The organism is Bradyrhizobium sp. UFLA05-109, assembly GCF_054185165.1.
This window is the reverse complement of record NZ_JBBIAR010000012.1, coordinates 136,337-149,658: the sequence shown is the minus strand read 5'-3', so window position 1 is coordinate 149,658 and position 13,322 is coordinate 136,337. Positions and strand designations below refer to the sequence as shown.

General features: G+C 64.0%; 13 protein-coding genes and 1 pseudogene. 12 read left to right on the top strand and 2 right to left on the bottom strand.

The genetic code is table 11. The features are described 5' to 3' along the window. Positions 1-204: 204 nt before the first annotated feature. Both Q3C01_RS11475 and Q3C01_RS11470 read left to right on the top strand, forming a co-directional pair. Positions 205-279 (top strand): annotated as a pseudogene (locus Q3C01_RS11475) (twin-arginine translocation signal domain-containing protein); the annotation flags it as partial. Between the two features lie 21 nt (positions 280-300). Continuing rightward, entirely contained in the window at positions 301-1,188 is an 888-nt protein-coding gene (locus Q3C01_RS11470) for an ABC transporter substrate-binding protein (protein ID WP_458145448.1), read from the top strand. 152 nt (positions 1,189-1,340) lie between these two features. Here Q3C01_RS11470 and Q3C01_RS11465 read toward each other — a convergent pair whose 3' ends face one another. After that, the gene (locus Q3C01_RS11465) at positions 1,341-1,931 is read right to left on the bottom strand and encodes a LysR family transcriptional regulator (RefSeq protein WP_458145427.1); all 591 of its coding nucleotides are present in this window, start codon (positions 1,929-1,931) and stop codon (positions 1,341-1,343) included. Between the two features lie 143 nt (positions 1,932-2,074). Between Q3C01_RS11465 and Q3C01_RS11460 the strand changes: the two genes are divergently transcribed. Next, entirely contained in the window at positions 2,075-3,598 is a 1,524-nt protein-coding gene (locus tag Q3C01_RS11460) for an MFS transporter (protein ID WP_458145426.1), read from the top strand. Here the strand turns inward: Q3C01_RS11460 and erpA are convergent. Then, entirely contained in the window at positions 3,595-3,924 is a 330-nt protein-coding gene (gene erpA, locus Q3C01_RS11455; RefSeq protein WP_027527378.1) for an iron-sulfur cluster insertion protein ErpA, read from the bottom strand. The genes Q3C01_RS11460 and erpA overlap by 4 nt on opposite strands. Positions 3,925-4,033: 109 nt before the next feature. Here erpA and Q3C01_RS11450 point away from each other — a divergent pair, with 109 nt between their 5' ends. The 9 genes from Q3C01_RS11450 (at position 4,034) to tatC (ending at position 13,215) form a co-directional block, all read left to right on the top strand. Further along, positions 4,034-5,242, top strand: a complete 1,209-nt coding sequence (locus Q3C01_RS11450; protein WP_458145425.1) for a deoxyguanosinetriphosphate triphosphohydrolase — start codon at positions 4,034-4,036, stop codon at positions 5,240-5,242. Between the two features lie 9 nt (positions 5,243-5,251). Then, positions 5,252-7,042, top strand: a complete 1,791-nt coding sequence (gene argS, locus Q3C01_RS11445; protein WP_458145424.1) for an arginine--tRNA ligase — start codon at positions 5,252-5,254, stop codon at positions 7,040-7,042. 150 nt (positions 7,043-7,192) lie between these two features. After that, positions 7,193-8,674 carry an SPOR domain-containing protein gene (locus Q3C01_RS11440; protein ID WP_458145423.1) on the top strand — a complete coding sequence of 494 codons (1,482 nt, stop codon included), beginning with the start codon at positions 7,193-7,195 and terminating at the stop codon, positions 8,672-8,674. A gap of 52 nt (positions 8,675-8,726) precedes the next feature. Then, on the top strand, positions 8,727-9,755 hold the full coding sequence (gene nagZ / locus Q3C01_RS11435; protein ID WP_458145422.1) for a beta-N-acetylhexosaminidase: 1,029 nt from the start codon (positions 8,727-8,729) through the stop codon (positions 9,753-9,755). Next, on the top strand, positions 9,752-10,591 hold the full coding sequence (locus Q3C01_RS11430) for a segregation and condensation protein A (RefSeq protein WP_458145421.1): 840 nt from the start codon (positions 9,752-9,754) through the stop codon (positions 10,589-10,591). The genes nagZ and Q3C01_RS11430 overlap by 4 nt, the downstream gene beginning before the upstream one ends. A gap of 18 nt (positions 10,592-10,609) precedes the next feature. Next, on the top strand, positions 10,610-11,353 hold the full coding sequence (gene scpB, locus Q3C01_RS11425; RefSeq protein WP_458145420.1) for an SMC-Scp complex subunit ScpB: 744 nt from the start codon (positions 10,610-10,612) through the stop codon (positions 11,351-11,353). A gap of 166 nt (positions 11,354-11,519) precedes the next feature. Beyond that, entirely contained in the window at positions 11,520-11,753 is a 234-nt protein-coding gene (locus Q3C01_RS11420) for a twin-arginine translocase TatA/TatE family subunit (protein WP_449383300.1), read from the top strand. A gap of 83 nt (positions 11,754-11,836) precedes the next feature. Then, complete coding sequence (gene tatB / locus Q3C01_RS11415) at positions 11,837-12,412, top strand: Sec-independent protein translocase protein TatB (RefSeq protein WP_458145419.1); 576 nt, start codon at positions 11,837-11,839, stop codon at positions 12,410-12,412. Continuing rightward, positions 12,409-13,215, top strand: a complete 807-nt coding sequence (gene tatC / locus Q3C01_RS11410; RefSeq protein WP_458145418.1) for a twin-arginine translocase subunit TatC — start codon at positions 12,409-12,411, stop codon at positions 13,213-13,215. The genes tatB and tatC overlap by 4 nt, the downstream gene beginning before the upstream one ends. The last annotated feature ends 107 nt before the right edge of the window (positions 13,216-13,322 follow it).

The window sequence follows — 13,322 nt, the reverse complement described above, 5'->3', positions numbered from 1 at the left end:
CGGCGGCCGCTTTCATGATGTCCACGGATAAGCTCCGCGCGCCGCAAATTCATCGATCGGGCAAGAGGCTCCGCCAGCGCTCGCGCCGCATGATCGAGTGAACTTTCGGCCTGCTCCGCGCAACCAATGCCCATCGAGATGGGCGTTGGCATTCAATGCATACCGCGCCAGGCCCCCTGATGCTTGCTTGAAAGCGCGCGTAGGATGAACCGAAGGCATTTTATCGGGGGAGCGACGTCCGCAGGCCTTTTGGCCGGTGCGGCCCTTGGATGGCCCTGTGTCGCAAGCGCGCAGCAGAACGTGCCCGTGATTGGCTTGCTTGATGGCCGATGGGGCCACCTCAATGAGAAGTTCGAAAGCGGCGTGAGGGACAACGGCATCAATGGCTTCGAGGTCCAATTCAGTCGAAGGGCCGGGCCCGGATATCAGGCAGATCATTTGGCGAGGTACGGTGCTGCATTTTTCATGCGACAGCCCGACGTGATCATTGCGTATTCAGATCAGGCGGCGTTGGCGGCAAAAACTGTAACAAGCACCACTCCGATCATCTTTCTCGCCGATGATCCCGTGGCGACTGGCCTTGTCGAGAGTCTTGATCGGCCAGGCGGCAATCTGACGGGCGTGGCCTGTCCTGTGACAGGTTTCATCACGCGAAGAATTAAAATTTTGCGCCAATTGGTCCCGCAGACCAGCCGTGTCGTCCTCGTGACCGATCCCACCAACAAGCCTACCAACGACATTGAAATCCGCGAGGCTCAAGCCGCGGCCGATGCGTTCGGGTTTGAACTCCTGATCATAGCGTGGACAGGCGAGCATCTCCTCGAGCCCGAGCTCGCGGCGCTCCCGCGCGATCGCAAGGCCGTGCTGGTCTTTGGCGGGGGCCTGCCATTCTTTATCGACCATGCTCTTCTCGCCTACCTGGCTCGTCTTTATGGGATGCCCGCAATCCATGACTGTCGCGAGGCCGTCGAAGAGGGGGGTCTCGCAAGCTTCGGCACGCGCTTTGCCGATGGCGGGTACATGATGGGTTCCTATGCGGCGCGTGTTCTCAAGGGCGAGAAGCCGGCCGACTTGGCGGTCCAGAAAATCACCAATACGGAGCTGGTCCTCAATCTCCACGCAGCAAAATCGTTCGGGCTTCAGATCCCCTCAACGCTGCTGGCCTGCGCCGATGAGGTGATCGAATAGACAGGCAAGCTCGGTTGACGCCCGTCATTACGGTGACAGTGCTCTCAATGGCCAACTTGACGGCTCAATCGGGGAATGGGCCGATCTTGGCTACGCTGGCGTATGTCGAAGTGGTGCGCAACGGCGCGCTCGGGGGGCGACGACCAGTGCGCCTAGGTTGTCGTAGCAGGCTCAAGCTCGACACGGCCAAGCAGGCAAGAACGCAGGGTTTCGATCTCGGGACAATCCGCCGTGCCGAGCGGGCCGATCAGAAAACCACTCTCTAAAGGCTCGCACCTGTAACCCGGACATCGCCGCAATCTATCCGCGATCACGACATCGACCTTGCCTTCGAGCAGCTCGTGCAGACCTGCAGGCTGGCTGAGCCGAATGGCGACCTGCGGCTGCGCCTTGCGGAACTGCGCCAGGCGCGTCCGCAACCCGTCAACGTCGAAACCCGCATGCACCCCGATATGCAGCAGGCTTGTGACGCCCTCAGGCCTGAGTTCGGCAGTGGCGTCGGCGAGGCAACGAAACGCCTGACGTATCCGCGTCAGATAGGTTTCCCCGGCAGACGTCAGGATCACCTGCCGCGTTCGCCGCTCGAAGAGTTGTACACCTAGCCGCTCCTCCAGCAGGCGGATCTGCTGGCTGACGGCGCCGGCCGTGACATGCAGCTCGTGGGCGGCCTGCTTGAAGCTGAGATGGCGGGCAGCGGCCTCAAAGGCGCGCAAGGCATTGAGTGGCGGCAGCAGATACGTCATGGCCGGCTCCGGACTATGCGACAGGGCCGCAGGGTGCATGAGTTTCGCTCGCTCTACAAAAGAGAAATCCTGCTTTGTCGTGGGTGAGGGCGGGGGCGTAGCTATGGCCGGCTTGGACACAAGCTTCGAGGAAGCCTGCCATCGTGCCGCCCGACATGCCGTCGATCGAGACTTCATATTCATGGACGCGCCTCGTCGTCTCCATCACCCTCAGTACACTCGGCTGCGTGGGCATGTGGTCGCTCATCGTGACGCTGCCGGCCGTACAAGCCGATTTCAACGCGTCGCGCGCCGACGCGACGCTGCCCTACACACTTACGACCATCGGCTTCATGATCGGCGGCATCATTGTCGGCCGGTTGGCAGATCGCTTCGGCATCCTGTCGCCGCTCGCCGGGGGCACGATCCTGATGAGTCTCGGCTACGTCCTCGCCGCGTTCGCGCCAAGCCTGCTCGCCTTTGCAATTGTGTCCGGCGTCACGATCGGCCTCGGCGGCGCAGCAAGCTTCGCGCCCCTGGTGGCCGACGCCTCGCTTTGGTTCAACAGGCACCGCGGCCTCGCCATTTCGCTAGCGACCGCCGGCAGCTCCCTTGCCGGCGTGGTCTGGCCACCCATCATCCAACACTTCATTGCTGCAGTCGGCTGGCGGCAGACCCATATCGGCATCGGCCTGTTCTGCCTGGCGACCATGCTGCCGCTTTCCCTGGTCCTGCTGCGGCGGCCTGTATTGACGGCTACGCGCGAAGCGGCGGGCACCGGCAGCACCTACCAAACCATAGGCCTGGCTCCGGGCGTGACCCAAGGTCTGCTGGGCTTCGCCGGCCTGTGCTGCTGCGTCGCCATGTCGATGCCGCAGGTCCACTTGATCGCCTACTGCGGTGATCTCGGATACGGCACAGCGCGCGGCGCAGAGATGCTGGCCGTCATGCTCGGCTTTGGTGTGGCGAGCCGTCTGATCTTCGGCTGGGTGTTGAACATGATCGGCGGGCTGCCGACCTTGGTGCTGGGTTCGGCGATGCAGGCCATCGCACTCGCGCTTTATCTGCCGTTCAACGGGCTGGTCTCGCTCTACGTCATTTCCGCCATTTTCGGCTTGGCGCAGGGGGGCATCGTCCCGAGCTATGCGGTGATCATTCGCGAGCTGTTCCCGGCGCAGGAGGCCGGTCTTCGCGTCAGCCTCGCCATCTCGATTACTCTCGCTGGCATGGCGCTGGGCGGCTGGCTGGCCGGTGCGATCTACGATTGGACCGGTTCCTATGCAGCGGCGCTGGTCAACGGCATCGCCTGGAACATCATGAACATGGCGATCGCAGGCTGGCTGCTACACCGGCGCATCCTACCGAGGCGATTGGCGGCAAGCCGACAGGAGGATTGTCGGCCTGACGCGGAGCCTGTGCGTCAACCGGCAAGATTGTGCAGCATAGTAGAACTGGCGCCGCTGACGAGATTCGAACTGTCTGGTCTGATTGGATGGCGGCGGGCTGTATCGGGCGCGTCCAGTCGGGGCATTGGGATAGCCGCAGCGCCTATGCTGACCTTGCGACGATCACATATTGCCCCTGATTTGCCCGACGTGTCAAATCGTTTCGCTAATCCCGAAGTTCCTGATGCCGGCTCTCCCGGCTACTTTGCATGGGGTTGTTTTTCGGATTTTGATTTGGGCTAGATCGAGAAGCTCGTCCCGCATCCGCAGGAGGCGGTCGCGTTCGGATTGTTGACGCGGAAGGAGGCGCCGATCAGGTCGTCGACGAAGTCGACCTCGGAGCCCGCCAGGAACGGCTGCGACGCCGAGTCGACCAGCACGACCGCATTGTCGCGCTCGATGACGAGGTCGTCGTCGGTGCGGTCGCGCTCGATGTCGAACTTGTACTGGAAGCCCGAGCAGCCGCCACCTTCGACCGAGATCCGCAGCATTGCGCCGGTGCCTTCGCCCTTGAGGATCTCCCCAATTCGGCGCGCGGCCCGGTCGCTGATGGTCACGGCAGTCGTCATTGCATCTCTCCGGTCGTCCCGCGTCATATCCAATTCATTTGGTATTCCGGGTCCAACATAGTTATGTGCAGAGGTCCGCAGAATCAAATGGATAGGGACTAAATTCGCCGTGTCCGTCGGAATGGCTGCCCCCCGCGCACCCTATGCCTGCGATCCCGATCGCAGCCGCGGCCGGCTGGTCACGGAGCCACCAAGCCGCACCCGCAGCCCGTTCCGGCGGGATTGCGACCGGGTGATCCATTCGACCGCCTTCCGCCGCCTGAAGTACAAGACCCAGGTGTTCGTGTTCCATGAAGGCGACCACTACCGCACCCGCCTGACCCATTCGCTGGAGGTCGCGCAGATCGCCCGCGCGCTGGCCCGTCAGCTCGGGCTCGACGAGGATCTCACGGAAACCTTGGCGCTCGCGCATGATCTTGGCCATCCGCCCTTCGGACACGCCGGAGAGCGGGCGCTGGATGCGTGCCTGAAGATCTGTGGCGGCTTCGATCACAACGCCCAGACCTTGCGCGTCGTCACGGCGGTCGAGCACCGCTATCCCGATTTCGACGGCCTCAACCTGACCTGGGAGTCGCTCGAGGGCATCGTCAAGCACAACGGCCCGCTGACCGATCGCGGCGGTGCGCCGGTCGGACGCTACCGCGAGCACGGCGTTCCCGTCGGCATCGCCGACTACGTCAAGGCATACGACCTGGAGCTCTGGAGCTTTGCCTCGCTGGAGGCACAGGTCGCGGCGATCGCCGACGACATCGCCTACGACGCTCACGACATCGACGACGGCCTGCGCGCGGGCCTGTTCGGGGTCGATGATCTCAAGACGATCCCGCTGATGGCCGAGATCATCGCCGAGATCGGTGCGCACTATCCGAACCTCGAGGACGTCAGGCGCGGCGCCGAGCTGGTTCGCGAGCTCATTTCGCATCTGATCGGCGCCGTCTTCGCCGAGGCGAAGGCCAACCTAGCGGCGATCCAGCCGCAATCAGCCCAGGACGTGCGCCAGCAGAGCCGGGCGATGATCGCCTTTCCCCCGACGATGGCGGGGCAGGAGGCCGCGATCAAGACCTTCCTCTATCAGCACATGTACCGTCACCAGCGGGTGATGCGCGTGATGGGGGAGGCGGAACAGATCCTGTTCGACCTGTTCGCGAAGTATCAGGCCTCGCCAGGCGAGCTGCCGCCGGAATGGCTGACCGGGGCGGAGGCGGATGACGAGGCCGATAGGGCCCGCCGGATCGGCAATTTCATTGCCGGAATGACCGACCGTTTCGCCCTGACCGAGCACCAGCGGCTCTTTGACTCGACCCCGGATTTGCGTTAGGCGGCGGCCATGGCCGACACACCCTCATCGCTGCATCTCTTCGCCGACGTGCTCGTGCGCGTGCACGCCGTTTGCCGCGCGCTCGCGGCGGAGGCCAACTGGCCGGAAGGCATCGATTTCTCGCGCGTGGTGGTCGAGCCGCCGCGCGACCCCTCCCATGGCGACATGGCGACCAACGCCGCGATGGTGCTGGCGAAGGAGGCCAAGGCGAAGCCGCGCGATCTCGCCGAGCAGATCGCTGAACGCCTGCGTGCGGATGCGCTGATCGCCAAGGTCGATGTCGCCGGACCCGGCTTCATCAACCTGACGCTCAAGCCGTCCGCCTGGGCGGAAGCGCTGCGCACCCTGCTGCGCGAGGGGGCGAGCTACGGGGGCCTGAGCGGGCGCGGGAAGGTCAATGTCGAATACGTCTCGGCGAACCCGACCGGGCCGATGCATGTCGGCCATTGCCGCGGCGCCGTGTTCGGAGATGCGCTGGCAAGCCTGCTCGATTTCGCCGGCCATGACGTTACGCGCGAATACTACATCAACGACGCCGGTGCCCAGGTCGACGTGCTCGCACGCTCGGCGTTCCTCAGGTATCGCGAGGCGCTTGGCGAGGATATCGGCCCGATCCCGGAGGGCCTCTATCCGGGCGACTATCTCAAGCCGGTCGGCGAGGCGCTGGCGAAGGAGCACGGCGACAAGCTGCGCACGATGAGTGAAGCCGAATGGCTTCCGACCGTGCGCGCAAAGTCGATCGCGATGATGATGGACGAGATCAAGGGCGATCTCGCCGCCCTCAACATCCGCCACGACGTGTTCTTCTCCGAGCGCTCGCTGATCGAGAGCGGCAACAACAAGGTCACCGAGACGATCGATTTCCTGCGTGCCAAGGGCGATATCTACGAGGGCCGCCTGCCGCCGCCGAAGGGCGCGCCGGTCGAGGACTGGGAGGACCGCGAGCAGCTTCTGTTCAAGGCTACGGCTTACGGCGATGACGTCGACCGTCCGCTGATCAAGTCGGACGGTTCTTACACCTATTTCGCGTCCGACATCGCCTACCACAAGAACAAGTTCGACCGCGGTTTTGCCGACATGATCGACGTGTGGGGCGCCGACCATGGCGGCTACATCAAGCGGATGCAGGCGGCGGTGAAGGCCGTCACGGCCGGCAAGGCCGCGCTCGACGTCAAGATCGTCCAGCTCGTGAAGCTCCTGCGCAACGGCGAGCCGGTCAAAATGTCCAAGCGCGCCGGTGACTTCGTCACCTTGCGTGAGGTGGTGGACGAAGTCGGCAGGGACGCCGTCCGCTTCATGATGCTCTACCGCAAGAACGATGCGGTGCTCGATTTCGACCTCGCCAAGGTGATCGAGCAGTCGCGCGACAATCCCGTGTTCTACGTCCAGTATGGTCACGCCCGGGGCCACTCGATCTTCCGCAACGCCAGGGCAGAGGTATTTCCCGACCTGCCGGAGACGACCGAATCGCGGATCGCCTGGTTGCTGGATTCGGCGATAGAGCGCCTCTCGGACCCGGTGGAACTCGATTTATTGCGGCGGCTCGCAATTTATCCACGGACGGTGGAAGCTGCCGCCGCGGCCCACGAGCCGCACCGAATTGCCTTTTATCTCTATGATTTAGCCAGCGAATTTCACGCGCTTTGGACGAAGGGGCGCGACCTGCCCTATTTACGCTTCATTATCAATAATGATGCACAGCTTACAAAGGCGCGGCTGGCAATGGTCCAGGGCGTCGTCTCGGTTCTGGCATCGGGTCTCGCCATTCTCGGCGTCCATGCCCCGGACGAGATGCGGTAGTTTGGGGCGGACTACTTCAGGGAATCTGTGGGGGCTAACCGGCAGAAGCCGGCTCGCTTACGTAATGCGACTTGGTTGAATGCCTTGTGGGTGGAGGCCGCGGTTCGGATCGAGGACCGGCGGCTTTCCCGAAGGGGACGCATCATCACGATGGCCGAACGACGATATCAGAACAAACCGTATCCTTCCGATGACTATGATCGCGGCGGCGATCAGCATGGCGGGGCGGACAACGATCCCTTGGCCGAGCTCGCCCGGTTGATTGGCCAGAACGATCCATTCGCTTCGCAGGGCCGGCCCGCCGCAAGGCCGCCAGCTCCGCCGGCGCCCGCGCCGTACCAGCCACCCGCGCAAAGCTACGCGCCGGATAGCTACGAAGATGATTACGTGGAGCCGCCACCGCCGCCCGGACCGCCGTCCTGGATGCGGCGTGCCAACGTTCAGCCGCAGCCGGCTGTGCCCGAGCAGCCGAGCTACGCGCCGGCGGTGAACCCGGTGCATCCGATGCAGCGCTTCCCGGCACAGCAGCAGCCGACGGCAGAGCCCGACTACCAGGAGTCCCAGGCCTATCCCGAACACGATGATCCGATCGATCCGTCGCGCTATGACGACGCGCTTTACGGTCAGCTCGAAGGGGGGCAGCAGGATTTCCAGCGCGATCCGTCCTATCCCGACGATCCTTACGCCTATCAGAGCGACTATCCCGAGGACGAACTCGAGGAAGAGGTTCCGCACAAGACGCGCGGCGGGCTGATGACCGTTGCGGCCATCCTTGCGTTGGCCGTGGTTGGAACCGGGGGCGCCTTCGCCTACAAGACCTATCTGGGATCGCCCCGCAGCGGCGAACCGCCGATCATCAAGGCGGACAATACGCCGACCAAGGTCGTGCCCGCGCCCGCCGATGCCTCTGCCAAGGTGCCGGATCGCATGGTCACCGGTGACGGCAGCGAAAAGATCGTGCCGCGCGAGGAAGCGCCGATCGACGTCAACGCCAAGTCCGGCGGCCCGCGCGTCGTCTTCCCGCCACTCAATCCGAACGCCAATCCGCCGCCGGTCGCGAGTGTGTCACCGTCGACCGTGCCGCCGCCAGCCGTCGCGCCCAATAACGGCACGATGCCCAACAGCGAGCCGCGCCGGATCAAGACGCTTTCGGTGAAGGGCGATCAGACCGATAGCACGCCGGCTGCGGCCGCAGCCAAGCCGGCCGGGGCGCCGAAGGCAGCCACCGCGCCAGCCGCGTCACGCAATCCGCCGGCCTCGGCCAACGCCAGCGCCAGCCAGCCGATGTCGCTGGCGCCGCAGGGCGGTGCGCCGGACCCGTCTGCGCCGCCGACCCGGTTGGCCGCGACCAACCCGACGCAGATCGCCCCGGTCCCCGCTGAGGGCGGTGGCAGCTACATGGTCTCGATATCGTCCCAGGATACCGAATCCGCCGCGCGAGATTCCTTCCGGGTGCTCCAGGGCAAGTTCCCGTCGGCGCTCGGATCCCGCTCGCCGGTGATCAAGCGGGTGGACTTGGCCGACAACAAGGTGAAGTACCGCGCCATGGTGGGTCCGTACCGGACCCGTCAGGAAGCCGTCCAGTTCTGCACCGAGCTGAAGACCGCCGGCGGTCAGTGCTTTATCCCGTAGTATTATCGGCCGTTTCCTTGACCCCCTAGCGGGGTACGGTTAATCGGCGACTATGAGCACGCGGGCCTTCATTACCGGCGTATCCGGAACGGAATTGACCGCCGCCGAGCGGGATTTTATCCGTGCCGAACGACCGTGGGGTTTCATCCTCTTCAAGAGGAATATCGGGACCCCGGCTCAAGTGGCTTCGCTTGTTCAGGAATTGCGCGCCGTCGCGGGCTCCCCGGACGCCCCCGTCCTGATCGATCAGGAGGGGGGGCGGGTGCAGCGGCTGGGCCTGCCGCATTGGCCGGTCTATCCGTCCGGCGCCGTGTTCGGAAAGCTTTACGATATTGATTCGGTGCTGGGGCTGACGGCTGCGCGCCTCAGCGCCCGGCTGATCGCGGCTGATCTGGCCGATCTTGGCATCACCGTGGACTGCCTGCCGCTCGCCGATGTACCGGTCGCGGGCGCCGACGCAGTGATCGGCAACCGGGCCTATGGAACCGAGCCGGCCAGGGTCGCCGCGATCGCCCGCGCCGTCACGGACGGGCTCGAACAGGGCGGTGTGCTGCCAGTGCTGAAGCATATCCCCGGTCACGGCCGGGCGACGGCTGACACCCATTTTCGGTTGCCGACGGTGGACACGCCAAGGGATGAGCTGGAGCGCACCGATTTTGCCGCGTTCAAGCCATTGGCTGACCTGCCGATGGCGATGACTGCACATGTTGTGTTTAGCGCGTTCGACGCCGCCCATCCGGCGACGACATCTGCGACAATGGTTGAGCAGGTGATTCGTGGCGTGATCGGGTTCCAGGGTTTGTTAATGAGTGATGACGTGTCGATGAACGCATTGGCAGGCACCATTAGCGAGCGCACGCGTTCGATTTTTGCAGCCGGCTGCGACATGGCCCTGCATTGCAACGGGAATATCGAGGAAATGCACGAGGTCGCCGGCCAAACGCCCGAATTGTCGGGCAAGGCGCTGGAGCGCGCGAACAGGGCGCTGGCCGCGCGCATGGCGCCGCAGCCGCTCGACCGGACCGCTGCGCGGGCTGAACTCGACGCATTGATCGCACAGGCGAACACGGCATCCGCATGACCGCAGAAATCCTATCGTTTGAAACCGGGCGGCCCGCCGAGCTCGCCGAGGGCGAACCGGCGCTGGTCGTCGATGTCGAGGGCTATGAAGGTCCGCTCGATCTGCTGCTCGCGCTGGCGCGGCAGCAGAAGGTCGACCTGGCCAAGATATCGATCTTGGCGCTCGCCGATCAGTATCTCCACTTCATCGAGGCCGCGCGAAAGATCCGGCTGGAGCTTGCGGCCGACTATCTCGTGATGGCGGCTTGGCTTGCCTTCCTGAAATCTCGCCTTTTGCTGCCGGAACCGCCGACGGCGGAAGGTCCGAGCGCGGAGGAGATGGCTACCGCGCTTGCCAATCGCCTGCGCCGGCTCGAGGCCATCCGCGAGGCGGCGAACCGGCTGATGAACAGGCAGCAATTGCTGCGCGACATCTTCCCGCGCGGTGAGCCAGAGCAGATCGCCGAGGTCAAGCATCCGAAATACACCGCGACGCTCTACGACCTGCTCACGGCCTACGCCACGCAGCGGCAGTCGCGCGTGCTGGCGAGCGTGCATCTTGCGAAGCGGACGGTCTGGTCGCTCGCCGAAGCGCGCGCCTCGCTGGAGCGGCTGGTCGGGGGCCTTACTGAATCGGACGATTGGGGTCGTCTTGACGACTTCCTGATCCGCTACGTCGCCGATCCGTCGCAGCGTGCGACGGTGTTCGCCTCGAGCTTTGCCGCCGCGCTCGAACTGGTGCGGGAAGGCCAGCTGGAACTGAACCAGAAAGAGGCGTTCGCGCCGCTCTATTTCCGAAAGGGGCGGCATCAACCGGTACCAGGCGCGCCTCCCGCGCCTGAAGCACCGGCCGGTTAGTTGAAAGGAGAAGCTGCCATGGCTTTGGCGGAAGTTCGGGTAGAAGAGATCGAGCCGATGGACAACGAATCCCAGGCACGTCCCGAAGAGTTGCGGCTTCTCGAAGCGCTGCTGTTTGCATCCAGCGAACCGCTGGATACCGCTACCCTTGCCAAGCGCATGCCCGAAGGCGTCGACGTGAAGGCTGCGCTCGTGCAGTTGCAGGCGGAATATGCGACGCGCGGCGTGAACCTCGTGCGCGTTGCCAACAAATGGACCTTCCGCACCGCGGGCGACCTTGCCTGGCTGATGACGCGCGAGAGCACTGAGACCCGCCGCCTGTCGCGTGCGGCGATCGAGGTGCTGGCGATCATCGCGTACCACCAGCCGGTGACGCGCGCCGAGATCGAGGAGATCCGCGGCGTGGTGACCTCGAAGGGCACGCTCGACGTGCTGCTTGAGACCGGCTGGATCAAGCCGCGCGGCCGGCGCAAGACACCGGGCCGTCCGCTCACCTTCGGAACCACCGAGGATTTTTTGTCGCAGTTCACCCTGGAACAACTCGGCGACCTGCCGGGCCTGGAGGAGCTGAAGGGCACAGGCCTTCTGGATTCGCGTCTGCCGACCGGTTTCAGCGTGCCGACGCCGTCGGACGACCCAGCGCTGCGTGAGGACGAGGATCCGCTCGAGCCCGGCGAGGATCTGGACCTTGCGCTGGCCCCGGCGCCAGAGCCGGAACCGGAGACGCCGGAAGGCGGCGGCGAGGGCAGTGACGAGGGCTGACGGCCCGTCGTTCTACGGACTGCCGTGACCAGTTAACACTAGCAAGATTACCTAGCGCCAACAGCGAATTGGCGCTGCCTTGGTCCTTGTTTTTGACACCTGCGAAGCCTAGGTTTCTGTGAAGATCGGCCGGGTCTCCGGCCATGCGTGTTTGGAGGGTTGCAGGATGGGTTCACTTAGCATTTGGCACTGGATCTTGGTGATCGCAGTGGTCCTGCTGCTGTTCGGCCGCGGCAAGATTTCGGATCTGATGGGCGACGTGGCGCAAGGCATCAAGGCCTTCAAGAAGGGCATGCAGGACGACGACAAGGTTGCCGACAAGCCCGACGCCGCCAAGTCCATCGAGCACAACGCCGCGCCGACTGCGGCACGGTCCGACGTCGGCAGCAAGGCCGTCTGAGCCAAAGATCGGCAGACATGGGCGGTCCCGATCCCGTACGTCGAGGATTGGGCCAATCGCGGCTTGCCTGAACGGAAGACTTCATGTTCGACATCGGGTGGAGTGAACTGGTCCTCATCGCGGTCGTTGCGCTGGTTGCCATCGGCCCGAAGGAGCTCCCCGGTGTGCTGCGCATGGTCGGCCAATGGATGGGCAAGGCCCGCAAGATGGCCGCCGAGTTCCAGGGGCAATTTCAGGAAGCCATGCGCGAGGCCGAGATGGCCGACCTGAAGAAGAGCTTCGATGAGGTCAAGGAAGCGGCCTCCGGCTTCACCCGCAACAATTTGATGACTTCGCTCACGAAGGACGTCAACGAGGCGCTGCGCATCGAGGACATCGACAAGCCGGCGGAGGCCACGCCCGCGATCGAGCCGCCGGCAACGTCAAGCGACGCGCCGGCGACGTCAAGTGAAGCGCCTGCGGCTTCAAGCGAAGCACCGGTGATGCCGACGACACCGGAAGCCCCCACGCCCGCGACCTTTGTGGAAGCGGAGGCGCATGCAGCAGCAAATGAACCGCTCGCGATCACCCGCGAGGTTGAGGCGGCTCCCATGATGCAGGACACCTTAGTCCAGGACACCGCGCTACCTGAAGCGATCAAGGACGCCAAAGCGTCATGACCGACGCCGACATCGAGGCCAGCAAGGCGCCGTTGATGGACCATTTGATCGAGCTGCGCGCGCGGCTGATCAAGGCTCTGCTCGGCTTTGGCATCGCGTTCATTTTCTGCTTCTTCTTCGCCAAGCAGATCTACAATGTGCTGGTCTGGCCGTTTGTGTGGGTCGCGGGGCCGGAGAATTCGAAGTTCATCTACACGGCGCTGCTGGAATATTTCATCACCCAGCTCAAGCTCGCGCTGTTCGGCGCCGGCTTCATCTCGTTCCCGATCGTCGCCACGCAGATCTACAAGTTCGTGGCGCCCGGCCTCTACAAGCACGAGAAGCAGGCTTTCCTGCCCTATCTGGTCGCGACCCCCGTCTTCTTTGTGCTGGGTGCGATGCTGGTCTATTTCGTCGTGCTGCCGATGCTGATCCGCTTCTCGCTCGGTATGCAACAGGCCGGCAGCGACGAGACAGCGCAGATCCAGCTCCTGCCCAAGGTCGGCGAATATTTGTCGCTGATGATGTCGCTGATCTTCGCCTTCGGCGTCGCCTTCCAGCTCCCGGTGATCCTGACGCTGCTTGGCCGCATCGGCATCATCACGTCGAAGATGCTGCGCGAGAAGCGCCGCTATTTCATCGTCATCGCATTCATAATCGCGGCCGTCCTGACCCCGCCCGACGTGCTGAGCCAGTGCTCGCTCGCCATACCCTTGCTGGCGCTCTATGAGGGCTCGATCATCGCGGTATCGATGGTGGAGAAGAAGGCGGCGGCTTCGCAATCGTCCAGCGGTACTTCGTCTAGCGCCAATCCGGCGGAATAGGCCCAAATCATCCGGTGTCATTCCCCGCGAAAGCGGGGAATCCAGTACGCCGCGGCTTCTCCGTACCCTCGCACTGTCTCTGGAATACTGGATCGCCCGCTTTCGCG